Origin of the sequence: Bradyrhizobium sp. B120, assembly GCF_049075665.1 — a bacterium.
Lineage (GTDB): Bacteria > Pseudomonadota > Alphaproteobacteria > Rhizobiales > Xanthobacteraceae > Bradyrhizobium.
The window spans coordinates 2,150,591-2,171,554 of sequence record NZ_CP185242.1 but is presented as its reverse complement, the minus strand read 5'-3'; the positions used below and the strand labels follow the sequence as shown (position 1 = coordinate 2,171,554).

General features: G+C 59.2%; 17 protein-coding genes and 4 pseudogenes. 2 read left to right on the top strand and 19 right to left on the bottom strand.

Features of this window, described 5'->3' with window-relative positions:
* Positions 1–167: 167 nt before the first annotated feature.
* From ACOIX3_RS10245 to ACOIX3_RS10215, 7 genes and pseudogenes are all read right to left on the bottom strand, one after another.
* Entirely contained in the window at positions 168–362 is a 195-nt protein-coding gene (locus ACOIX3_RS10245; RefSeq protein ID WP_420969622.1) for an NAD(P)-binding protein, read from the bottom strand.
* Positions 363–473: 111 nt separating this feature from the next.
* Positions 474–603 (bottom strand): annotated as a pseudogene (locus tag ACOIX3_RS10240) (IS5/IS1182 family transposase); the annotation flags it as partial.
* A gap of 292 nt (positions 604–895) precedes the next feature.
* Positions 896–1,469, bottom strand: a pseudogene (locus ACOIX3_RS10235) (DNA polymerase III subunit alpha); the annotation flags it as partial.
* 166 nt (positions 1,470–1,635) lie between these two features.
* Positions 1,636–2,997 (bottom strand): type II toxin-antitoxin system HipA family toxin, encoded by a 1,362-nt coding sequence (locus ACOIX3_RS10230; protein WP_420969620.1) that lies wholly within the window; start codon positions 2,995–2,997, stop codon positions 1,636–1,638.
* On the bottom strand, positions 2,997–3,272 hold the full coding sequence (locus ACOIX3_RS10225) for a helix-turn-helix transcriptional regulator (RefSeq protein ID WP_342710075.1): 276 nt from the start codon (positions 3,270–3,272) through the stop codon (positions 2,997–2,999). Before ACOIX3_RS10225 ends, ACOIX3_RS10230 begins: the two co-directional genes overlap by 1 nt.
* Before the next feature lie 365 nt (positions 3,273–3,637).
* Positions 3,638–3,835 carry a hypothetical protein gene (locus ACOIX3_RS10220; RefSeq protein ID WP_420969618.1) on the bottom strand — a complete coding sequence of 66 codons (198 nt, stop codon included), beginning with the start codon at positions 3,833–3,835 and terminating at the stop codon, positions 3,638–3,640.
* 465 nt (positions 3,836–4,300) lie between these two features.
* On the bottom strand, positions 4,301–5,407 hold the full coding sequence (locus tag ACOIX3_RS10215) for an IS5 family transposase (RefSeq protein ID WP_420969616.1): 1,107 nt from the start codon (positions 5,405–5,407) through the stop codon (positions 4,301–4,303).
* A gap of 351 nt (positions 5,408–5,758) precedes the next feature.
* On the opposite strand from ACOIX3_RS10215, the pseudogene ACOIX3_RS10210 reads away from it, so the two are divergent.
* Positions 5,759–5,974 (top strand): annotated as a pseudogene (locus tag ACOIX3_RS10210) (transposase); the annotation flags it as partial.
* On the opposite strand, the gene ACOIX3_RS10205 reads toward ACOIX3_RS10210, so the two are convergent.
* Together ACOIX3_RS10205 and ACOIX3_RS10200 are read right to left on the bottom strand one after the other, a co-directional pair.
* The gene (locus tag ACOIX3_RS10205; RefSeq protein ID WP_420969614.1) at positions 5,959–7,149 is read right to left on the bottom strand and encodes a hypothetical protein; all 1,191 of its coding nucleotides are present in this window, start codon (positions 7,147–7,149) and stop codon (positions 5,959–5,961) included. The pseudogene ACOIX3_RS10210 and the gene ACOIX3_RS10205 overlap by 16 nt on opposite strands.
* Before the next feature lie 293 nt (positions 7,150–7,442).
* Positions 7,443–8,654 (bottom strand): annotated as a pseudogene (locus ACOIX3_RS10200) (IS3 family transposase).
* A 530-nt stretch (positions 8,655–9,184) separates the two neighbouring features.
* Here ACOIX3_RS10200 and ACOIX3_RS10195 point away from each other — a divergent pair.
* On the top strand, positions 9,185–10,909 hold the full coding sequence (locus ACOIX3_RS10195) for an outer membrane beta-barrel protein (RefSeq protein WP_420969613.1): 1,725 nt from the start codon (positions 9,185–9,187) through the stop codon (positions 10,907–10,909).
* A gap of 752 nt (positions 10,910–11,661) precedes the next feature.
* Here the strand turns inward: ACOIX3_RS10195 and ACOIX3_RS10190 are convergent.
* From ACOIX3_RS10190 to ACOIX3_RS10145, 10 genes are all read right to left on the bottom strand, one after another.
* A complete protein-coding gene (locus tag ACOIX3_RS10190) occupies positions 11,662–12,192 on the bottom strand; it encodes a hypothetical protein (protein ID WP_420969612.1) in 531 nt (176 codons plus the stop codon).
* A gap of 48 nt (positions 12,193–12,240) precedes the next feature.
* On the bottom strand, positions 12,241–12,921 hold the full coding sequence (locus ACOIX3_RS10185; protein ID WP_420969611.1) for a hypothetical protein: 681 nt from the start codon (positions 12,919–12,921) through the stop codon (positions 12,241–12,243).
* Positions 12,922–13,150: 229 nt separating this feature from the next.
* Positions 13,151–14,272 carry a type III secretion system translocon subunit SctE gene (gene sctE, locus ACOIX3_RS10180; protein WP_420969610.1) on the bottom strand — a complete coding sequence of 374 codons (1,122 nt, stop codon included), beginning with the start codon at positions 14,270–14,272 and terminating at the stop codon, positions 13,151–13,153.
* A gap of 1 nt (position 14,273) precedes the next feature.
* Positions 14,274–14,777, bottom strand: a complete 504-nt coding sequence (locus ACOIX3_RS10175) for a SycD/LcrH family type III secretion system chaperone (protein WP_420969609.1) — start codon at positions 14,775–14,777, stop codon at positions 14,274–14,276.
* A gap of 1,457 nt (positions 14,778–16,234) precedes the next feature.
* A complete protein-coding gene (locus ACOIX3_RS10170) occupies positions 16,235–17,296 on the bottom strand; it encodes an EscU/YscU/HrcU family type III secretion system export apparatus switch protein (protein ID WP_420969608.1) in 1,062 nt (353 codons plus the stop codon).
* 6 nt (positions 17,297–17,302) lie between these two features.
* Positions 17,303–18,091 carry a type III secretion system export apparatus subunit SctT gene (sctT, locus tag ACOIX3_RS10165; RefSeq protein WP_420969607.1) on the bottom strand — a complete coding sequence of 263 codons (789 nt, stop codon included), beginning with the start codon at positions 18,089–18,091 and terminating at the stop codon, positions 17,303–17,305.
* A 96-nt stretch (positions 18,092–18,187) separates the two neighbouring features.
* A complete protein-coding gene (gene sctS / locus ACOIX3_RS10160) occupies positions 18,188–18,418 on the bottom strand; it encodes a type III secretion system export apparatus subunit SctS (protein ID WP_420971704.1) in 231 nt (76 codons plus the stop codon).
* Between the two features lie 26 nt (positions 18,419–18,444).
* Entirely contained in the window at positions 18,445–19,107 is a 663-nt protein-coding gene (sctR, locus tag ACOIX3_RS10155; protein ID WP_420969605.1) for a type III secretion system export apparatus subunit SctR, read from the bottom strand.
* Positions 19,104–20,090 (bottom strand): type III secretion system cytoplasmic ring protein SctQ, encoded by a 987-nt coding sequence (gene sctQ / locus ACOIX3_RS10150; RefSeq protein ID WP_420969604.1) that lies wholly within the window; start codon positions 20,088–20,090, stop codon positions 19,104–19,106. Before sctQ ends, sctR begins: the two co-directional genes overlap by 4 nt.
* On the bottom strand, positions 20,087–20,755 hold the full coding sequence (locus tag ACOIX3_RS10145; RefSeq protein ID WP_420969603.1) for a hypothetical protein: 669 nt from the start codon (positions 20,753–20,755) through the stop codon (positions 20,087–20,089). Before ACOIX3_RS10145 ends, sctQ begins: the two co-directional genes overlap by 4 nt.
* Positions 20,756–20,964: the final 209 nt, after the last annotated feature.

The following is a 20,964-nucleotide window of genomic DNA, read 5'->3' as shown; positions in this document are numbered from 1 at the left end:
TCGCGCCGCCCTTCGTCGCAAAGTCTTCCAGAATCTGTCCTAGACGTGGCCGCATGATTCCCAGTGCGGCTGGACAATCAGCGTCCCAAATTCTTGGTGAGGACTGCTCGCTGAGAATCGTTCCCGCGCCATCGCGCACCGACACGATGTCCCAACCAAGGCCGCCTTCAAGGCAGGCATCCACCAATCCCAGTTCGGCGAGTGACCGCAAGCCCCAGCAGCGTAATACCGGTGCCGATCCGGTCACGCTTGTCTCCCAGTTCAATGACTCTGGTGGATACGTTTATCTGTTGAAGCGCATGGGCGACCGTCAAGCCGCCAATTCCGCCACCTGCGATGAAAACGGTCTTCACCGCGCCCATGTTTCCTCCTCTCCTTGTTGGCATTTTGTTATCTTGGCGATCACACCTCGCGGACGCCGCGCGTTCTATGAAAAGTATCGTATTCAGTGAGCCACTAGGCAGTGGTGACACTTATCGTATCCATAAGACGATGGCTGCGAGAGTGACGACGGCAAGGTTGGGCGGTTTTTTCGAAACGAGTTGCGACACGGCGGAACTGTTTCAGCTTGCTGAAGCAGCATTCGACGAGATGGCGCTGAGTGTGAATAAGCACCGAAGCGGGACCCCAACTCAGATGAACGCAGCGCTTTGATGTCGCACGAATTCGTTCACGATGGGGGCCGGATCGGCGCCGATCGCCCCGGCCACCTTCCAAATTCGCGAAACAAATCAACAGGTTGGCCTCACGTCGCCCCGGGCTTATTTACAATCCGCGACGGCAGCGAGCTTGATCCTCAAGGGTCGGTCACTGCGTGAACGATCGTGCCATCCGATACCGTGCTGATCTCTCGCTCGCCACAAGCGTCGATGACAAGCGATGAGACAGAAGATGATCATCGGAAATCCCGCGTCCTCACTTTGATGGCGTCGATGTGAAGGTCGGGAATGTAGATCTCCCGAGTCTTGAGAGCCGGCGGTGGTTGATCCCCGCTGATCGGCCGAGAAGCTGCCGCCGTCGCTGATCTGATCGCCGCGTCCGTACGGCAGCGGGAAGCCTCAGTCGCGTTCGCCGACGCTGGCAAGGTCTGACAGATCCGTGAGGTGATGCGCGACGGGGTGGACGACGGCACCCTCGCGCTGGATCTTGCCGCGCACCACCAGCATGCCGGCAGACAGCACGATGCGTCGTTGACGTTCGAACAACGAGGGCCAGACCACCAGGCTGGCGACGCCGGTTTCGTCTTCGATGGTGGTGAACATGACGCCTTTGGCGGAGCCCGGGCGCTGCCGGACCAGCACGAGACCAGCGGCCTCGAGCCAACGCCCGTCCCTCGCCGCCATCGCTTCGGCGCAGGTCACGATCCGCCGCGCGGTCAGGTCTGCGCGGAGAAACTCGACCGGATGCCGCCGCAGCGTGAGGCCGATGTGCCGGTAGTCTTCCACGACTTCGCCGCCGGCGGTCATCTCGCTCTCCGCGCTGCATGGCGAGGGGCAGGAAGAACCGCAACTCGGCTTGCCTATCTGAAGGGATGATGATGCCCGTTTATCGTCGGTTCGCTCGATTACCATGGCGAGCAATTCGACGTCGGAGCGTCGGCACGGAGCCGCGCGGACGCCGGGCATTTCGAGGCGTTCAAGAGAAGCCCGGCGGGCGCGCAGCGTTCTCGGATTCCGGATCATCCGCCGGCTCGTCGGCGACGTCGGTCTTCAGATTGCGCAGCATGTCGCGGCAGTAACCCGCGACGAAGTCGGAAAGCTGCTTGTAGACGGGCGAGACCTTCAGCGCATTCAATTCGTCGACGACGGACGGGAGCGCATCGAGAACGGCTTGAGACAGGTCACCGACGCGGCGCCGCACTTGCGACGCGGAAAGTTTGTTCTCCGCAGCCATGCTGTTCCAATGCCGCGCGTGGATGTAGTGGCCATGGTTCTTGCCCGCGATCTTCATCGCCATGTTGCGCGTGACGTCCGGATAGATGTCTGCGTTCATGACGTCGTAGAGGGGTGCCATCGAGACGGCTCCGCCGGGCTGAAGGAGCAACGAGTAGTTCTTCGAGTGGGCGTCGACGTTTCCGCAGAGCACGTTGAATACGAAGAAGTCGAGGAAACGGGTCGCGTTGAACGCGCCGGCCTGCGTGTTCCTCAGGACGTCGAAGCAGTCCTTCAACGTCGGGCCGCGCAACTTGGTCGCCGGATTGGACTCGTACTTCGTCGAAGGGATGTGGCCGGTCGCCTGGCAAAAGTCCTCCTGATGGATTCTCCGGATGCTTCGCCCGTGGGGTTCGCGGTCGTACCTCTTCACGAGGAGGTAATCGAGATCCTCGGCCTTGCCCACGGTGCACTCGGCGACGGGCAACTTCACCTTTGCCGCGAGACGAAGGCAGAAGGCTTCGTTCTCGACCGCGTTGTTGAGACGCTTGTTGGCCGGTTTGAGGATGTGCGTCGTAGGCGCGCCGTCGAGCGCGAGGCCGATGCCACCGTCCGGATATCGGACGACGGGAAGTTTATCCTGCGCGCCGGCCAAGGACATGTGGATGCCCTCCTCGCCGACGAGAAGCGGCTTCTCCGGAAGACGGCGGATCGCCGCGGCGAGCTCCGCTTCCGTCAGGCGATGGTACCGCGGCCTGCGCTCCGGGCGCTGGTCGGCAGGACGGTACACCGCGAGCGCTCCGGGAAGGTCCTCTCCCAATTCTTCCAGGAGCGCGAAGACGTCCGCTTCCGGAATCTTGAGGATAGTACCTATGGTGGCAAGCGTTCGTCCTTCCGGCAGCAGATTCAGAAACCATCGATACACGACGCCCGGATCGTGGATCTGTTGCGCCAACGGCATACGGGTGGAGACGGCGAACGCCTGCGGATCCGCCATCCACGCGTTATCGTACACGAACTCGATGTCTTGGATCTCTTCCGAGCGACGGCGCAGCAGCCCGACGAGCTCGTCGCCGAAGCGGACTTGGAGGGTTTCGCCAGCGGCGCCGGATTTCTTCGTGTTCATCACGGATGGAATTGCTCTGGGTCGAAGGGCTCGGCATCGTCGGCCGTCGGCCGTGCCGTCGGCGCCGGATGCATTTGGGCAGTCAGCGTTATGCCGAGCGCGCCGAGCAGCCGAAGGACGAGCCCTACTTGACTGGTTTCCTTGCCATTTTCGATATCGACGATGAACCGCACGCCGACGTTCGCCGCAAGCGCTAGGTCCTGTTGCCGTAGCCCAAGCGACGTGCGTCGGTTCCGAATGGTTTCGCCGAGTTCCGATGTCGTCGTGATAGCCATATCCATTTTCCCGAGCGGGAATATTTAATAAGGCAAACTAGCGTTTTCAAGAAAAATTTCCCGAGCGGGAATATTCGCGCTTGGAACTAGCTCGCGAAGAGTTAAATTTCCCGAGCGGTAAATCCACTTGCCATCGGGACCGATAAGCGAGCCAATTTTTCCGATCGGGAAACTATAAAGAGGAAGGGCGTCCGTTTCTCGAAAATCTGCTCACCAGGAGCCGGCAAATGCGAGGAGCTGGACCGCGCCTTCGACGTCGTCCGCGCCGCCCCGCAGACGGCGCCGAAGACGTCGCATGCGGTCGATGGTACCTGTCCCGAGTGCGCTCTGAAAACTGAGCCGGCCCCGAGCGGTCGGCCCGCGTTTCAGCGGCCTAGCCGCTTGAATCGCTCCGGGACGCCCTCGGCGCCTCCGGCGAAGCACTTCGTCCCGGCTTCGACGAAATTCTCCTTCGCTTTCGCCATTTCGTCTTCGTCGTCCAAGCCGTCAGGCGAGGCGGCGAGATGACGTGCCAGTGCTGTGGCAGATTCGTGAAAGCCAACACCGGGCTGATAGCGGCGCACGGTTACAAACGCCCTTCGGCAGCGGCAGACCGCTTCCTGCCGAGGCGCCCTTTTCTCTCCGTTCGAAGCAAACCGCGACCGGCTCGGGTCGTTGCTCACCGATCTCAGGAACGAGGAAGCCCGCGACGTCGCGACGATCGCAGAGGTCGAGGCCGAGCCCCCCTGCCGTCCGGTCGGTATGGTCGGCTGACGAAGCAGGTCGAAGTTACGAGAAAGAACTTCGACGAAACACGTGTCATCTGCAATCTGATCATACCCATTGCAATCTGATCATACCCATCGTGACGTTCGACCAGGTAAAAGAGCGATACATTCAAGGATCAGAGCGATCGCTCGCGGCATTGCGCCAAGCGATATCAGGGCAAAGCTCTCGCTACGAAAGCTGGTGGCAGACTCACGTTCATCGGCGATGCCAAATCATTTGGTCATCTGGACGCGGCCATCCCGCCAGGAGCGTCGATTGAATCAGGGCATCATCCAGCACGTCAATCCTGACGCAGGTTTCGGATTCATCCGCCAGGATAGCGGCTCAAGCTGATTTCTCGATCGCTTCTTGCGTAGGATGATTGCATCCGTGGCATCGAAACCCACCACATGGAATGTGTTCTTGCCTAGATCGATACCGATCGTGACAATCGTATGGGGCATGGCTTGCGCTCCTTCTCTTGCCGGGGACTGTATGTTGCCGCCGGGAGCGGGCGTGGTCCATGCCATTAACTCATATGGCGCTCGAGCCTTGCCTTTGCCGATGCACTCCACCTCGGGGGCGTGCCGCGAGTAGACCTTGGGCCCGCGCTGGCGCTGCTCTTGAAGGCGGACCTGCCGCGCGAGATCGAGCAGCGGGCCGAAGCGGTCATCGAGCGCGGGATTGCCCTCGATCTTGCGGCTGATATCACGGATCACGCGGCCGAGCCGGGTTCGCAGGAATTTTTGAGTTCGCGCCGGGCGCGCTTGAACTGATGGGCATGGGTGTAGCCCCACCATGATGGCGGCACGCTTGGCTACGCGCAGATAGCTCTGACGCAGTTCGACACCCTCGCGTTTGGCCAGGTCGACCAGCTTCTCGATCGCGCGGTGGGTGAGCCGCGCATCGGTCGGATGCGCGATCGCCTTCTCCTGCACGGTGGTGTCCACCACGATCCGCTCGAGATCTTTGGTCTCGATCGCCCCGGCCCGATGCGCCACCGAGAGGCTCTCCTGCAACAACGCGGCGATCTGCTCCTCGCCCAATGTCTGGCGCCAGCGGGTCAACGACGAGCGGTCAAACGGCAGCTCGTGCCGGAACACCACTTCGCCGCAGAAATACTGGAAATACGGATTCTCTACCCACCTGTCGCACGGCGCTTCGTCAGACAGATTGTGCATATGTTTGAGAATGAACAGCCCGGCCACGAGCCTCGTTGGCAGCGGCGGCTGGCCCGGCCCGATGCGACAGACCGAGCTGAAGCGCTTCGCCAGAAAATCCCAATCAATCTCCGCCGCAAGCCGCACCAGCGGATGACGAAGGTTGATGATCGCATCCAGAGAAGCCCGAAATAGGTCGTCCTGGCGATCGTCGTGCGGCTCACTCACGGCCCGTTCTCCAACAGCGAATCTTGCCGTCAAAGGAATCACGATCCACCAAAATCCGGTATCCCAAAACGCAAGAAAACCGACACCCACCCCGGCTTTCTTGCAAAATCGAATACTTGCTCAGGTTAAATCATCGCGACGTATCAATCGCTTCCGAATTCTTCGCGGGCGACTACCAACGCTGTCATAGCGATGCTGCGGCAGACATTCGTTTTGGGGTTTGAGTAGACTTAGGCCGGCGCCGCGTTATCGCGCGTAGGCCTTGCGCCGCGCCTCGATCTTCTCGCGGGTCGCCCCGGCAATTATGTCGTTGTAGTCGGCGGTGATCTCCTCATGCAGGCGCTCAGGTGGCGAAGCCGCTATCGGCTCAGGAAGCAAATCGTCGCGCCGATCTTCGGACAGATCAAGCAGGCGCGCAGGTTCAGGCAATTCCTGCTGCGCGTCATGGACAAAGTGAAAGCCGAGTGGGCGCCCATCTGCACCGCCCACAACCTGGCCAAGTACCAGAGCTATCTGGACGGGCTCCTAGCGTCGGGAGTGTCCGTCGGCGTCTACACTCGAGGGTGATGGATGAGCCGAACGTCATTGGGCCCTCCCGGCCCTAGAAGGGCGCTGTAGCGCTCGCCGCGAATGTCGTATTGCATTACCGGCTGCGCCGCGTCCGGCAAGAGGCCCCAGCGGCCGAGCCTCGAGAGCATCGTGTCCGAGGCGGGTTGGGTGCCGTGCGAAAAGTCCTCGGGAACGGCGAATGATGCAGCATAAATCTCGCGGACCGCGGGGGACGTCGTCTCAACCCTGGCGGACGCCGGAGCGGCTTGCTCCATCGACCGTCCAAGCAGCGCTGGTGAGGCTCGATTCGCTCGCTGCGCGCCGGGCTGCGGAACGTTTTCCGGTCGAGATCGGAGAGGAATGGCAGCGCCTGGCGGATTGAGTGGGGTGCTTCGCCTCATCGCCGCAGCGGGCACGAACAGCGCCGTGTAGCGGTCATTGTGAACGATAAAACTGTTGGGTCGGCTGTCCTGGCTCGGCGGGACGTTGCTAGGGTCAAGCGCAGCGGACGCGTGCTGGTCGCCCTGCGGGAAATTGAAGGGACGAACGACCGATTCTAAATCCAGCGCTTGGTGATGGTGCACAGGTGGCTCGCGAGACGACGATGGGCCGGCGTCTTCCATCGCCCACAGCAGATGCTGATCGTAACCTTCCGCAGGAAGGACCAACGGCGAACCGACCACCGGCCCGAAAGGCGACGGTGCGCCGGCGTGTTCCATCAGCACGGGAGCGACTGAATTGCCGGACTCGCTCAGCTGGCGCCCAATGGCATCCCCTTCCGTATGGCTTAGTGTTCTTTGCCTCTTCGCAGGCCTCAACTCCCCGGTGTAATCCTCACCCATGAGGACCTCGTGACTTGAAGAGGGAGCGCTCCCGGTCAGCTCGTTCGGAGCCGGCTGGTAGCCGTCGCTCCAGTCGAAGTGACGAACGGCTTCTCCGGGATCCGGTGCCTGGTGATCGCGCGCGGTTGTCCCAAGTTCCAGCGCCTCGGTGAGTCTACGGTCTTCGTCAGACAGATGAGGATAGTAGCGATCTGGAGAAACAGGGACCCCCGCGTCGGCAGTGGTATCAAGCTGCGGCACTTCGTCCAAGTACGGCTCAAACTCCGCTTGCTGCTGTTGCGGTTGTGGCACCGCAGCGTTGTAAGCAGCGAAATCCCGATCGAATGGGTTGATGCTGTTAAATGGGTCCATGTCCCCTCCCGGTTTGAGTCGGTTCGCAATCCTGAGCAGATAGTGTCGCGCTCTGGTTCTCGCTCTATTAGGATCAGCTGTCGACAAGCTGACGAGTGAGCCAAATTGGCCAGCCCGACTGCCACACACGAACAGATTCTATTATGTGGAGTAGCATCATGGGCCTAGAAATTGTCCCAAAACAAAGTGTGTACTGAGCTGGGAAGTGTTCTGGACGATGAAATGGACCCGCGGAGCGGGACCGGTTGAACCGGCTTGTTAGTTGGAAACGGATCGCTCCTAATCCCTTTCTATCACGCAGACAGAGCTTCTGTCTGCTGCAGTTGCTGTGGGCATGTGGTCAACGCGTCAGCGTTGTCCACCATGTCCACAGCCTTCGCGGCCTGCATCCGTTCGCGCCAGACCGCCATCGGCATGCAATAGCCGAGGGACTGATGAAGGCGACGATCGTTGTAGAAGGCGATCCAGCTCGCGATCCCTGCCTTGGCCTCGCGGCCGTCGGCATAGCACTTGAGATAGATGTCCTCATGCTTGAGCGACCGCCACAGCCGCTCGATGAAGACGTTGTCCATCCAACGACCGCAGCCATCCATGGAGATCTTGATCCCTGCGGCCGCCAGCGCGCCGGTGAAGGCCACGCTAGTGAATTGGCTGCCCTGGTCGGTGTTGAAAATCTCCGGCGTGCCGTACGTCGCCAGCGCCTCTTCCAGAGCCGCCACGCAGAACGAGACGTCCATCGTATTCGACAACCGCCACGCCAGAACCGCACGGCTCGCCCAGTCGATGATGGCGACGAGATAGAGAAAGCCGCGCCCGATCGGCAGATACGTGATGTCGGCCGCCCACACCTGGTTCGGCTGGTCGATCGTCATGTTGCGCAGCAGATAGGGATAGATCTTGTGGCCCGGCGCCGGCTTTGTCGTGTTCGGCTTCGGTCCCAGCGCCGCGATGCCCATCTTGCGCATCAACCGCTGCACGCGCTTGCGATTAACCTGAAGCCCCTCAGCCTTCAGCATCGCGGTCATTCGCCGCGAGCCGAGGAATGACCAGGCGGTGAACAGCTCGTCGATCCGCTGCATCAGGGCAAGGTCGTTGTCGTTGGCCGGCTGTGGCGGCCGGTAGACCCCAGAACGGGCGATGCCAAGCAACATGCATTGCCGGCGGATCGACAGCGCCTGGTCGGCGCGATCAAGCATTCCTCGACGGTCCGGCGTGCTCATCTTCCGGACCTCCGCGCTAAAAAATCGCGCTCAACTGTCAGTTGTCCAATCTTGGCGTGCAGCTTCTCGATCTCGCGTTCGCGCGTTTCCTCGCTCTCGCGCCCGACACCCGCGTCAAAAGCCCGGGCCGCCTGGTCCAGCAGCTGCTTCTTCCAGGCATAGATCTGGTTCGGGTGAACCTCAGCGCTGGGCCGGATCGGCCACCGTCGCCTGCTCCGGCACCGCTTCCAGCGCGATCTTTGCCTTTAACGCCGCGTCGATCTTCCGTCGTGTCTTCTTCGTCATCATGCCCTCCGTCTATCAAACGGAGCGGCCCTTTTCCAACTTAGCCTCTGGTCCCAAAACCGGGGTCCATTTCAGCCGCGCGGGCTTCTACGCTCGCGCTCACCCGAATAGTTCGAACGCGCTGAGCTTTGCAGGGCGATCAGCTCATTGCCACGGACCGCCGCGGCCGCGGCGACAAGGATGTTCTATGTTGAAATCACATCGACAAAGCCGAAAGATCCGTCGCGCGCCCCGCACGAAACAGGAATGCCGCGCATCAAATCGTGTCTCGCACATTTACCGCGCGACGGCGAACTTATCGCACGTTTCGATTGTCAGACTTGAGACCACTGTCAGCAAATCGACGCTACACTCTCTTGCGAAGTGCCTGCAGAAGACAGCGAATTTAATTCGGCACGCGGCTTGCTTCGCTGAAGCATCATCACCAATCGCAGTGCGGTGATCTTCGAGGCGGACTCAGCGCGCGTTGCCGTTAGTGTCTGGTTTGCCCAAGCGGTCCGCCGTGCGGCGATCACTCAAGGAGCCGGGTTGTGGACCGGGAACGTGCAGGCAAATTTTTGATGCGATCTAGAGTTCTTTTGTGGGGCGCCACAACAATTGCACTCGTCGCAAGCGTTGCAGCCAAGGCGGTGGACCTTCAGCCAGAAGTGAAACTGCCGCCGGCTGTGTGGAACTGGTCCGGAGGCTATATTGGCGGGCACGTCGGCGGTGGGTACGGCCGCACCTCCTTCAGCAATCCCTACGGTCCGTCAATCTATGGTGGTGTCGTCGACACCCCAGTGTTCCTGGCAGGTGGCCAGATCGGCTACAATTGGCAGAACAACGGCTGGATGTTTGGCGTCGAACTGGACGCCAGCGGCGCTGTCTCCGACGGCACAAATACCTGCCTCGCCGCCTCCGGCTTCATACTGAGCGCAAACTGCAGGGCTGGTCCCAAGGTCTTTGCCACCGGGACCGGTCGCGTTGGTTACGCGTTTGGCGCGCTCGGCCACGCGCTGGCCTATCTCAAGGCAGGTGTGGCCTGGCAAAACAATCGGGGCGACGTCGTCCGCAACTTTGAAAGCGGCTGGCCACAGGAGAAAACCCATTTCGACTATGGTCGCCTCGGCGGCATCATCGGGCTGGGCGTCGAGCAAGCGCTCACGCCTGCATGGTCGGTCAAAGCCGAGTATGAATATCTGCATTTTGGCGGACCGAGCGTCTCGACCGCTCCGACCGTGCAGTACCCACCGTTTGCAATTCTGCCCGCGAACTCAACCAGCCTCTCCAGCAACTATCACATCGCAAAGCTTGGTCTGAACTACCATTTTGGCGCCGAGGCGCAGGCCGCACAATGGTTCGATACGCCGCTGTACGCGAAGGCACCCGCCAGCGGGCCGCCGATTGCTTACACGGCCGGTTGGTCGTTCGAAGGCGGCTCACGGCTATGGCTCAGCCGGGGAAGGTTCCAATGGGACCACGGCACAGTGAAGTACGGCCAGCCTCAAGATCCCAGCATGCTCTTATCGAGGCTCACTTATCACGGACTGGGCGGACTTTCCGGGGAGTTGTTCGGCCGTCTTGACAGCCCTTGGGAATTGTTCCTGAAGAGCAATATCGGCATCGGCCACTTCAACAACGGAAACATGAACAATGAAGATTGGGGCGTCCCTTACGTCAACACCATATCAGGGCAAGCAAACGGAAGGTTCACGTACTACACGGCCGATGCCGGTTACGATTTCTTGCGCGGTATCGACTACAAAATCGGCGGATTTCTAGGCTGGACTTATTATGGCCAGAGCTCGGACTCAATCGGATGCGTGCAGATCGCCAACCCCAACCCCCGCTATGCATGTCTTGCGCCGGGTGACGCCAAGGTTGTTGGGAGCGAGGATACTCAATGGAATGCGCCTCGGATCGGTCTGAGCGCAGAAACCAGGCTGACCGAGCGTTGGCGTTTGAGCGCCGATGTCGCTTACCTGCCTTGGACCGATTTCAAGGGCCGTGACCATCATCTCAATCGCGACAAGAGCACCTTTGTTGAACAACGCGGCGCAGGTGGCGGCGGGGTCCAGGTTGAAGGCGTATTGTCCTACTTCATCACCGAAAACATCAGCGTCGGTGTCGGTGGCCGTTATTGGGCCATGTGGACCAAAAGGTGGGGCGACTCTGTGTGCAGCAGCAGCGGCTGCGTCGGTCAGCCGCCCTCATTTGCGAAGTACAGCATGGAGCGCTGGGGTACATTCTTTCAGGCCTCCTACAAGTTCAATTGAAAGGGCTCGCCACAGCCAAGCTCCAGCCTCTTCGACGGCATCCTGAAGCCGGCTGGTGACAATCAACGTCGGCGCCAACATTGGCGCCGACACCGTTGTTAAGGCGCGGCTCACCCCTCGTGAGTGAAAGCCGAATTTAGATCAACGGCGTGGACAAGGCGAGCGCAACTCCAATGCTCGGACCAAAGCGCTTCTCCTAGGATTACCCCGAGGACCTGCAGCGCTCGCGTCCGTCAAACAAGGCGGGCCTCAATGAAGGGATACGACAGGCTTGACTATACGCGGGTTGAATTACATAGCCAGCATTGGGTCGGCAGGCCTGGAGCACCAGGTTTTTCTTCGCAGAACCTGAAGGCGCTTCGCAATCAAAGCAAATATGCATGGGCCTTTCGTAAGAACCGTATGTCCGCCTCTTCCGGCTCAATGCTGGCGAATATCAACCGCAGCACGTGCGCTGTGGGCTTCGCTCTAGGAGTCTGCCCAGCGCAACCCACGAAAACTCAGTATCGGGGTCGCGCCATGGCTCGATGGGTGGATTAAGCCCGAAGGCGTCGCAATCGCCTCGCGTACGCACAAGCGTCTCGACCTTGAGGTCTTGAAGAACGACGTCCGCCGACTGAAGGACCTCAGCGAGGCTGCCCCTGCTACCCATCAGCGTCAACCGATTGATTGGCCGTACCCTGCTGACCCATCCTATGTCGATTTAGTATTGCAACAGCGATTAACTGCCCCGCACGGTCAATGTTGGCCCATTACCGAATATTGCCAACGACAGCCTCCTTGGCCTTTGAGTCTTTCGAAATGAAGTTAGATGTCAATTCAGTGGCCCGGTTGAGCTTATCCAGAAGCCCCTGCAAGTAAAGTACTGCCATTTGCGATTCGCTGTTGGCGCTATCAACCGCCGCTTTAAGATTGTTGATCGCGGCCTCGAACTCCGCCTGTATGCCATACACGTCGTTGTTGATGTGCTCGATGGCGATGCCATTCGCCTCCATGAACCTATAAACGCTCTGGGTCTTGCCTTGCGAATCAACAAAGACGCCGTACGCTTTAACGGTCTTGTCGTCGTTTGGCCTTTCGGCACGCAGAGTCGCCAATGCGCTATTCATGTCTTTCAAAAGATTGTTACGCGCTTGCATGCTGGCATATTCAGCTCGCAGCTCGGTCTCGTAGATCCCGTGTCGCTCCATCATGATCATCATCATGGTCGAATATAGCGACTCCCCATCCCCGATGGGATAGTTTGCACTGTAAGACGTTACACTGGCAGCTCGATTGATCATCTCAAACCCTCGTTCGATCTAACATCGCGTGTTAACGATGCATTGTACTCATACCATGTTGACGAGTTTGCCCCTCGTCTCGCTATCTGCACTACGGATCTCAGCAAGCTTGCCCAGCATATCCTGAATCTGCGCCTGATAATATTCCATGTATTGCCTTTCGTCCTCCACGTGGGCCTTAGCCTTGGTGCTATCTGCCTCGTGCTTCGCTTTTTCTTCCTGATAGTTAGTAGACGCCATATTCAAGCCGGCCCCGTAGATCTTAGATGTTTCCGCTACGATCGTAGCCATGCCACTCCATCTCATGGTCTCCCGTGCCGCTGCGGTTTGCGCGTGAGCGATGCGCGTAGTGTCAAGCGGGTCCACGCCACTAGAACTGCGGCCGTCCAGGCCCGATGAAGCCTTGGGTGCATTGCTGTCGAATCGCAATTGACTCTCGCGAGCGCCTTTGAGGTTCATGCCGGCACCGGCGATAGCGCCACCCGACGCGAGTATTGCGCCAAACAACTGGCAGAGCCCTGATTTTCGAAGCGACTCGGCAGCCGCGTCCTGCGCAGCAATATCGGCATCAAGCGCAGCCCACAGATCCTCTCTCGCCGCCTTGCGACGCTCGGAACTGAGACGAACAATGAGTGCGGCGACCGCCGATAGGTTGCTCCCCGTTGCGAAGTCTTTGAGCTTAGGCTGGATACTCGAGAGCGTCTCTTGAGTAACACGCTCAGGAAACATCGAGTTTCCGAACGATGCCCTATTTGGCGCGTCGTTAACACCCCGCGCAAACGACTGAGCGATGGTCGCCTCTGCTACGCGCGCGCCGCGGAGGGGGACCGAGGGCCGCCCCAGAGGAAACTGACGATGTGCGGCAGTATCCAATGGATCGATGCCGGCAACACTTACACGTTCAATAGCACCTAGCAAAAATGCGTTCCTTAAGCTCGAGGGAGGCTCTTAGAATTGGTTAGCCGAAGACACGGATAAGAGACGCATCGCTGACACTACGGCTCTCGATAACCTCGGCAATCTTCTGCGTGGTCAACTTCTGGTCCTGGACGAGTTGCTTGATGAAGTCCATCTCGTTGTTTTGAAGCTCCTTCATCCACGTAATGCGCTTCCTTATGTCCAATGTTTCCGCCTGAGTGTCCGCTGCCTCCTTCTGCTGAACCCCAGTCGCGATGCCCGCGGCGGCCTCGCCCAGCGAAGCACCTACTTCGCCAACGCTAGCGGCAGTCGAAACCTTCTGGCTGATCTGAGCAATCTTAGTAGCGTTTGACGTTGTATCCGCGACCGTGGAAGCGGCTTGATTAAGGGCTCTTGCGAGGACGGTCGCCAACGAGCTCGGCTTGCTTGCGAGGGCGGCAAGTCCACGGAGAGCCGAAGCGCCGGCCTGACCGAGCTGGCTGCACACAGCGGTGGCGCGGACTCCATTCGCAGCGCCACTCATAAACCCAGCGCCTCCCGACAGCACGGCGACGGATAACATGATGCCAATCGTGATGCCCATAGCCACTCTGTTCGCTTTGGCGGCGTCCATCGTGCCATCGCTCATGAGACGTTTAGCGATCGCTTGGGTCATCTTGTCGATGACTCCCGTTTCGTTGAGCACCGCTACTCCAACTGTGACTGCCGCCGCCACCATAGCAAGAGTGCCGCCGGTGACAACGGCAGCCGCGACCGAGAGCCCGACTGCAAGCCATCCGAGGAACTTCTTTATCCGTGAGCTCTTCTTCGACTTCGCCATGGCGTCTGCGGCTTCGATGATCTTCTTGCCGATCGTCTCGTGCTGCTGCTTTAGCAATTCGCCTCCGTGTCGGATATCCGCCATCCCGTTCGCAATTAACCGGTCAGCCATCTTGACCCTCAGCGCGAGCAGGCTGGTAGCGAGTTCGACCGGGTCGAACTCGCGCGGCACCGCCAACTTCGGAATCGACGCTGACGCGACCATTTTGTAGGAGGCCGCTGGCGGCAAACGGCCAACTGCAGTCGTATGGGGCGCGGCTGAAGGAGCATTGAAGGAGCAACCGGCTAGCGGCAGCGGCCCTGCTTCGTGCTGCGCTTCACCGGTCCAGCCGGTTACGTTCAAGCTATGCATTATCTGGGTTGCTTTCCGGTTTGAGACGATCGAGCATCCTGCGTGCACGCCAGGCGAGCGTGTCGCGCCCGGGATTTCCGGCGCTGAGCGCCAGGACATCACCGAGCGCGACCATTGCTGCTGCCGGCCGCCCTAGCTTGACGAAACATTCTGCAGCACGAAGCGGTATCTGCGGGTCCTCGCTGTTCAGGAGCGCAGCCAACCTATAAGCTTGTACCGCGCCCTCTGTGTCCTCCAGCATCTGACTCGCAGCAGCCAGACTGAGCCAGGATCGCGCGTCTGTGTGCCGATGCAAGCATAGAAAGCGGAAGAAACTCAGCGCGTGCTCATACTTGCCGCAACAGTAATAGCGGTAGCCAAGCACATATAACGCCTCAAGCTCTTCGTCTGTAATGCCAACTACATCGGCAAGCGTTGCGCGTCCTGCCATGAGGTCGATGGCGACGCCCGACAAGGCTCCCCCCTCAATCGCGTCAGTCGCGTCAGGATCGCTCAACAGGTCATGCCTGCCCCCGTCCACCATATCACACCCTTCGTCCGGCCCATGAAAGACGCAAAGTCGCTTCGAGCGGAGGCAAAATATCGTTTTGGGTCGCCTGCTCGCATAAATGACTTGCGTGACAGCCCTCGTCGCAGCCGCCGCTCCGCGCCGGAATTGACTCTGGACCAACAGAAGCGACGTTTAACAGTTGAGCCAGCAACTCAAATTGAGCGTCAGCCCTCCTCAAGAGGCTATCCATCTGCTCGATGGTTTCTCGGGACCTTTGTATCGTTTCATCGAGATCCACCTTCGCTTCCCCCACGAGCTCTATGCCGAAACAACTTAAGTGCAACCGCACGCCGACGACGCCATGCCGCTAGCAGCGCGCAAACCGCTCGAGGACGTCGACTGCCAGATCGGCGGCTCGGCTCTACCGCCGAGACAACCAGGTCCGACACAAGATGCCGTTTATCTCGGCTGAACGGCGCCGAGAATAACTTGAGCATCCACGAGTACCCGACGCCACTTAAGTAGCCGGGAATCCGCAGCGTGCAAAATATCGAATCGCTATGAGTATATTGGCAGGAATGATAGGGCCGCTCGTCTCGGCGCAACCAAGTCCACCTCAGCGAACTCAGCCTGCCGGCCAACGCTTGGTGCACCATCGCGTAGCACCGAGGAACGAACGAAAGTTGACCTCGGGCTTGGCCCGCGTGCGGGTTCGTGCCGCGCATCGTGATTATTGGCAAACTACCCGGCAATTGAAGGATGGTTGCTGATCGAATGGCCGTAAGGCGAGGACCAGGCTACCACATACTGGCTCCCGACATTGCCGGAAGAAGTGGTATTCTGGACGCTCGTTGAGACGGCTAAATCGCGCTGGCGTATCGAGCGCGACTATCAGGACCTCAAGCAGGAGATCGGGCTCGGCCACTTCGAGGGACGCGCCTGGCGCGGCGCTCATCATCAACCAACGATGCGCATTGCGCGCCTACAGAGCCCTGATCTCCGAGCGCAAGACGATTGCCCCTCAGGCGCGTGGCGCGCCGGGCCGATCCCGCTCGCTCGCATTTCCGCAGATTACAGACCCCGCGGGTCTGCCGCCGCGGACCCACCGCCAAATTTCAATTCGATCGCGACGATACGACGGCGGCTCGAACAAGGACTCGTCCGAACGCTGTCGAGATGTCCTTGTTGTGCGATCACGTTCGCCCACCCAGACGACCACTTACGACGCAGTAAGAGGAGTTGGGTGAACCGCCAGATCGGCAACCGCGGCCCGCTCCCGCACCGCCTGCAGGGCATTCGTCGCCTCTAAGCGGCATCAATCGTGCGTCTCGTCTTCATGACGGTTCGCTCCGTCTATCAGGCGGAGCGCCAATCTCCAACTTAGTCCCTGGTCCCAAACATGCGGTCCATTTCATTCGCGCCGATGGTGACTATTCCGCAATCCCGCAATTGACCTGACGATATCAGAACCGACTGCCAGTCTCGGTCGCAAGATCTCCGAGCGCTCGCAACACCTCTGCGATAGGTTCAATCAAGTGCGACGGAATATACTCATCGACCAGACCGCCTTCTAGTAGCGCGCGCGCCAGCGGAACGTTTCGCATCACCGGCACACCAGCGGACGCGGCGGCCGCAATCATTTGCTGTGCGACGAGATCAGTACCGATAGCGTCAATCATGGGTAGCGGAACCTGTTGCCCATCGTAGTAAATTGCCACTGCAACATGGGTGGGATTGGAGATCAACACGGTCGCACTGCGCGATAGGGCAATCGGATCTTTGGCCATTAATTGCGAATGGAGTTTCTTGCGACGCCGTTTGATCAACGGGTCGCCTTCGCTTTGCTTATACTCTCGCTTCACTTCCTCCAGCGACATCATATTCCTCTTCTCGAACTGCCACCGCTGGAACGCGAAGTCCGCAATTGCCACCACAAGATGGATCGATCCCGTACAAACGGCGACATAGAATAAGAGGTTACCCGTCAGTAAAGCCAGGCAGGATATGCCGCAGGTCGGGATCCATACAAGCGAACTTACGCCTGCACGAATAACAAATAGAAGAACGAGACCGAGTAACAGCACTTTTACTACTGACCGGCTCAGCTCGAAAAGGCTCTGCGACGAGAAAATCCTGCGGATGTTCTCACTTGGGTCCAGCTTCATGAGCGATGGCGCGGCCGCTGAGGGCGAGAAAAGCACTCCGATCTGCAACAGGTGGGCGCCCACACCGCCGATCAGGACGACGCCGAGAAACGGTGTTGTTAGGCTCTGTATTTCCCGGCTGTACGATTCAACGAGTTGCAGCGCGACAACGACAAAGTCCTCATTTTTCAGAAACGGGATCGGGAACAGGAGCGCTGCCTTAAATCGGTCTACCAGACCAGGCAAAGAGGCGAAGAACAAGGCGAAGAACCCAATGGTCAACACCGCCGAGACAAGCTCCCTGCTCTGAGCGACTTGTCCTCTCTTACGCAGCTCGCGTAGCCTCTGACGGGTCGGTTTTTCGCTCTTGCTACTTGGCATGAACAGTCACATGGCGATGCGGCTAACAAATGCGACAGGCGATAGTCCGTGATCGCCGGCATGGGCCAAAACGGTCGCGAGCGAAAGGATCAGAAGGAGCACAGCAACCACGCTTTTGACTGGCATAGCGACATAGAAGACCTGCAATTGTGGCGCGAACCGACCAATCAGCGCCAGACCCAATTCGCTTAGAAGCATGGCGACGATGGCTGGACCGGCCAGAAGCAATGTCAGCAACATTACCAGGTCTGCGACACTCAGGACCGCCCCGACGAATGCTGGACCAATTGTCGGACGAAAGGTCCACAGAGGCCAGATTTCATGCGAGCGATAGAGTGCTTCCAAGAGCTTAGAGAATCCTCCCGTGACGAAGAGCCATGTGACGTAAAGCTCGCCTAGAAATGTCCCAAGCGGCGACGTTTGATTGCCGCTTGCCGGATCAAGCAGGCTGGCCATCGTTGCGCCCCTTTGGTTGTCAATGAACGTGCCGGACGCCTCCACGCCCCACATGACGGCAGCAACTGGCAAGCCGAGCACAAGCCCGAGCAAAAGCTCCTTGAGTCCAAGGCCCAGGATCAGCGTCAGGCTGGTAAGGTCGAGGTCCGCAGGCCTTGTTGTCCAGGCGAGCCCTATTACAGGGAATGCCAATGCGACGATCACGCTGTTGCGCGCCATTCCCGTCATCATGGGGCGCCCCAGGACTGGGACTACCAGCATCATGCCCGTCATGCGCGCGACCGCGAGCACAAGAACAACGAGGGCGGTATGCATCTCGGCCGGATCAAGTGGCAACATGAAAGGGGCAACCAGAATGATGAAGAGCGGCTGCGGCTGCGGTCGCTGTTGTAGATGCCGCGATGAACAATCGACGATCTGCTCGAGCCCCGACGCCTACACTGCGCCGATCTTGTCGAAGATACGCGTGGTATACCGGCCAAGCGCCTCAAACCAGCTCGCCGTGGCCACTAGCACGAGATTCACGCTTATCAGCTTCAAAGCGAAGGGAAGCGTCTGCTCTTGAACCTGAGTCATGGCCTGCACGAGACTGACAGTCAGCCCCACTATTGTAGCGACGAGGACTGCCGGCATGGACAGGACGACCGACAATGTAAGCGCTTCAATGGCGACGTTGACGAGTGTGGCGGAATTCAAGACGCGGGTCCTACGTAGGACAAGATGAGGCCGTGGATCAGGCGCTGCCACCCGTTCACGGCAACGAACAAGAACAGCTTGAATGGCAAGGATATCGTCATGGGTGAAACCATCATCATGCCCATCGCTAGAAGAATGTTGGAGATGACGAGATCGATGACGATGAAGGGCAGGAACAGCAAGCACCCAACCTTGAATGCCTCTTCCAGTTCGGATGTGATGAAGGCCGGCACCAAGATCAAGAACGCGTTGTCGACCGCGTCAGCCGAATCGTCCTTGCTCCACAACTTGCGCGTCGCATTGACGAAGAAATAACGTGTTGCCTGGGGCGTGTTTTTCACGAGGAAGTCACGAACTGGCTCGGCACCTATCGCTATCGTGTCGACTAATTCTCCGAACGTTTCGTACGCGATCGGCCTGTCACGCAGAGCCTGATACGCGCTCTTCGCCACTGGTTGCATGATGTAGACCGAAAGCAAGATAGCGATCGCGTTCAAGGCCATGTTCGGTGGAATATTCTGAACGCCGAGGGCGTTGCGCAGCAGCCCAAGGACAACGACAAGCTTCACGTAAGACGTAACCGTAATTGCAACGAAGGGGACGACCGCGATGGCCCCCATCAGGACGATAAGCGTAGCCGGATCGGGCAACCTGTTCATCGTTCCGCCCGCGGTAAGCGCAAATCCAACAAGCGCACACCCGTCCGCTCAGCGATGCGCACCAACTCACCCGTTGCGACTACTTGGCCGTTGACGCGTAAAGAAACGTTAGTAGTTGCATCAAAGCCAAGATCAATGACCTGTCCCACAGCGAGTTCACGAAGCTGTCTGAGCGGCATGGTCAAGCGTCCGACATCCACATCAACGGGTAGGTTGATGCTATCGAAGCTTTCAGACAGGAGGAACTCCGGCTTATCCATCAAACGATCCACTACTGATTGGACAGAGAGGCGGCAATCCAGGATCGAGGCACGAAACCAGGGACTGTCGGAGAGGTGCGCGACAACGGTCATCGCGCCATCATTGCCCACCGGTTGATTGTCCAGCAGGATGACGTCACCTTGCGCAAGTCGCTGCAGTTCCGCTAAGGCAAGGCTGATGGGAGCAATTCGCACATCCAGAAGAAGCGGAAGCTCATCGAGCGGTGCGGCTACGACCGGCAGGTCGGAGCAACAATCGGCGACCCACTGCAGCCCCCCACCATCGACTTCTATCAAACCGACCAGATCATTCGGACGCTCCAGCCGAACAACCTTGAACGCGTAGGGACGCGGGACCGCGATGCCGGAGCAGGACCAGGTCGGCCGCTGACCACACCATCGCTCGACCTCAATCGCCAGATCCTGGAGAACGATATCAAACAATATTTCGCCTAACCCGTTGTCCGAGGGCAATGTGGTGATCTCCGGCCACCGTTCTACGGCCAACTGCGGAAGGAGCATGCGTCCCAACGCGAGGCGGATTTCGTGCCCGCGCACACTCATTACCACGTTGTAGCTTGGCGCCGGGATCTGTCGCAGCGCTGCATCGGACATGACCGCCTGCACCTCTATGCCGGCGAGACTGAAAGCAAGCGGAAGGCGGCTAGCAATTCGGGATATTGCGACTGCCTCACGCCCGTCATAATGGGGGAGATTGATCACGCGCCCTTCTCAGCCCTGTAACGGAGTATCGCCTCCGAGCCGGAAGAGTGCCGATGACCGTCTTGTTCCTTCCAGAGTGAGCCTTGGGCAACTACCGCAATCGTGACGCGCATGCCGAGCCGATCAGACAAGTCGCGCGCAAATGCCTGCCCTCGCAATTGCAGGATAGACTTGAGCCGGTCGGAGACGATGTAGAGATTCAGCATATCGTCGTAGCAGCTGACGGACACACATCCGCTCCCAAACACGACACGATTCAACGTGATGTACGCCGTACCGCCCCCGGTGCGGTCCGGACATATCAAAACGCGCTCAACGATCGCCTCCGCCAACTCAGCGAGCTCCGCGGAGCGTGAAAGCGCCGCGTCTGCTTGCGGAGACCGTACATGGTCCAGCATGGCGACCTCGAGCGAGGCGACGGGTATGCAGGAGGGCGCAACGTTTCCCATTGCCACCGGATCATGCTGGTCATCGCCGAGCTTCTTGCAGCCGGGATAATCCTCGGGCGCCTCACAGTCATCCGGAGCGGCCGCTTCGAGCCGTCGCCAAAAGCGCTCGCAATCTGCGACATGCACGGGCTTGCGCGCCGCGAGCGCGTCCGGGGGCGGGACGGAGCAGTCACGCGGCGCGATTGCGGACATCGAAGTGCCGTCACGGACCTTCATCAAAGCAGCTCCATCGCTTCCAAACAACAAACGCGCCGCAGCGACAGGCACGCTGAAATGCTCTGGTGGCAGCTCATTTCCTTGGCTCATTGGAGCGCCGCTGTTCATCGCTTCTACGGTCTCCAAAACTAATCAGGACATTTTACCCTGAAGACGAAAGGAAGGTACGCGCCGCTCAGCGCAAAGCACTCCCCTCCAGCCCATCAATC

Coding starts and splice junctions, on each gene's coding strand:
- ACOIX3_RS10245 (WP_420969622.1), bottom strand. CDS start 362: ATGGGCGCGGTGAAGACCGTTTTCATCGCAGGTGGCGGAATTGGCGGC.
- ACOIX3_RS10230 (WP_420969620.1), bottom strand. CDS start 2,997: ATGAACACGAAGAAATCCGGCGCCGCTGGCGAAACCCTCCAAGTCCGC.
- ACOIX3_RS10225 (WP_342710075.1), bottom strand. CDS start 3,272: ATGGCTATCACGACGACATCGGAACTCGGCGAAACCATTCGGAACCGA.
- ACOIX3_RS10205 (WP_420969614.1), bottom strand. CDS start 7,149: ATGGACCCATTTAACAGCATCAACCCATTCGATCGGGATTTCGCTGCT.
- ACOIX3_RS10190 (WP_420969612.1), bottom strand. CDS start 12,192: ATGATCAATCGAGCTGCCAGTGTAACGTCTTACAGTGCAAACTATCCC.
- ACOIX3_RS10185 (WP_420969611.1), bottom strand. CDS start 12,921: ATGTTTCCTGAGCGTGTTACTCAAGAGACGCTCTCGAGTATCCAGCCT.
- ACOIX3_RS10170 (WP_420969608.1), bottom strand. CDS start 17,296: ATGCCAAGTAGCAAGAGCGAAAAACCGACCCGTCAGAGGCTACGCGAG.
- sctT (WP_420969607.1), bottom strand. CDS start 18,091: ATGTTGCCACTTGATCCGGCCGAGATGCATACCGCCCTCGTTGTTCTT.
- sctR (WP_420969605.1), bottom strand. CDS start 19,107: ATGAACAGGTTGCCCGATCCGGCTACGCTTATCGTCCTGATGGGGGCC.
- ACOIX3_RS10145 (WP_420969603.1), bottom strand. CDS start 20,755: ATGAAGGTCCGTGACGGCACTTCGATGTCCGCAATCGCGCCGCGTGAC.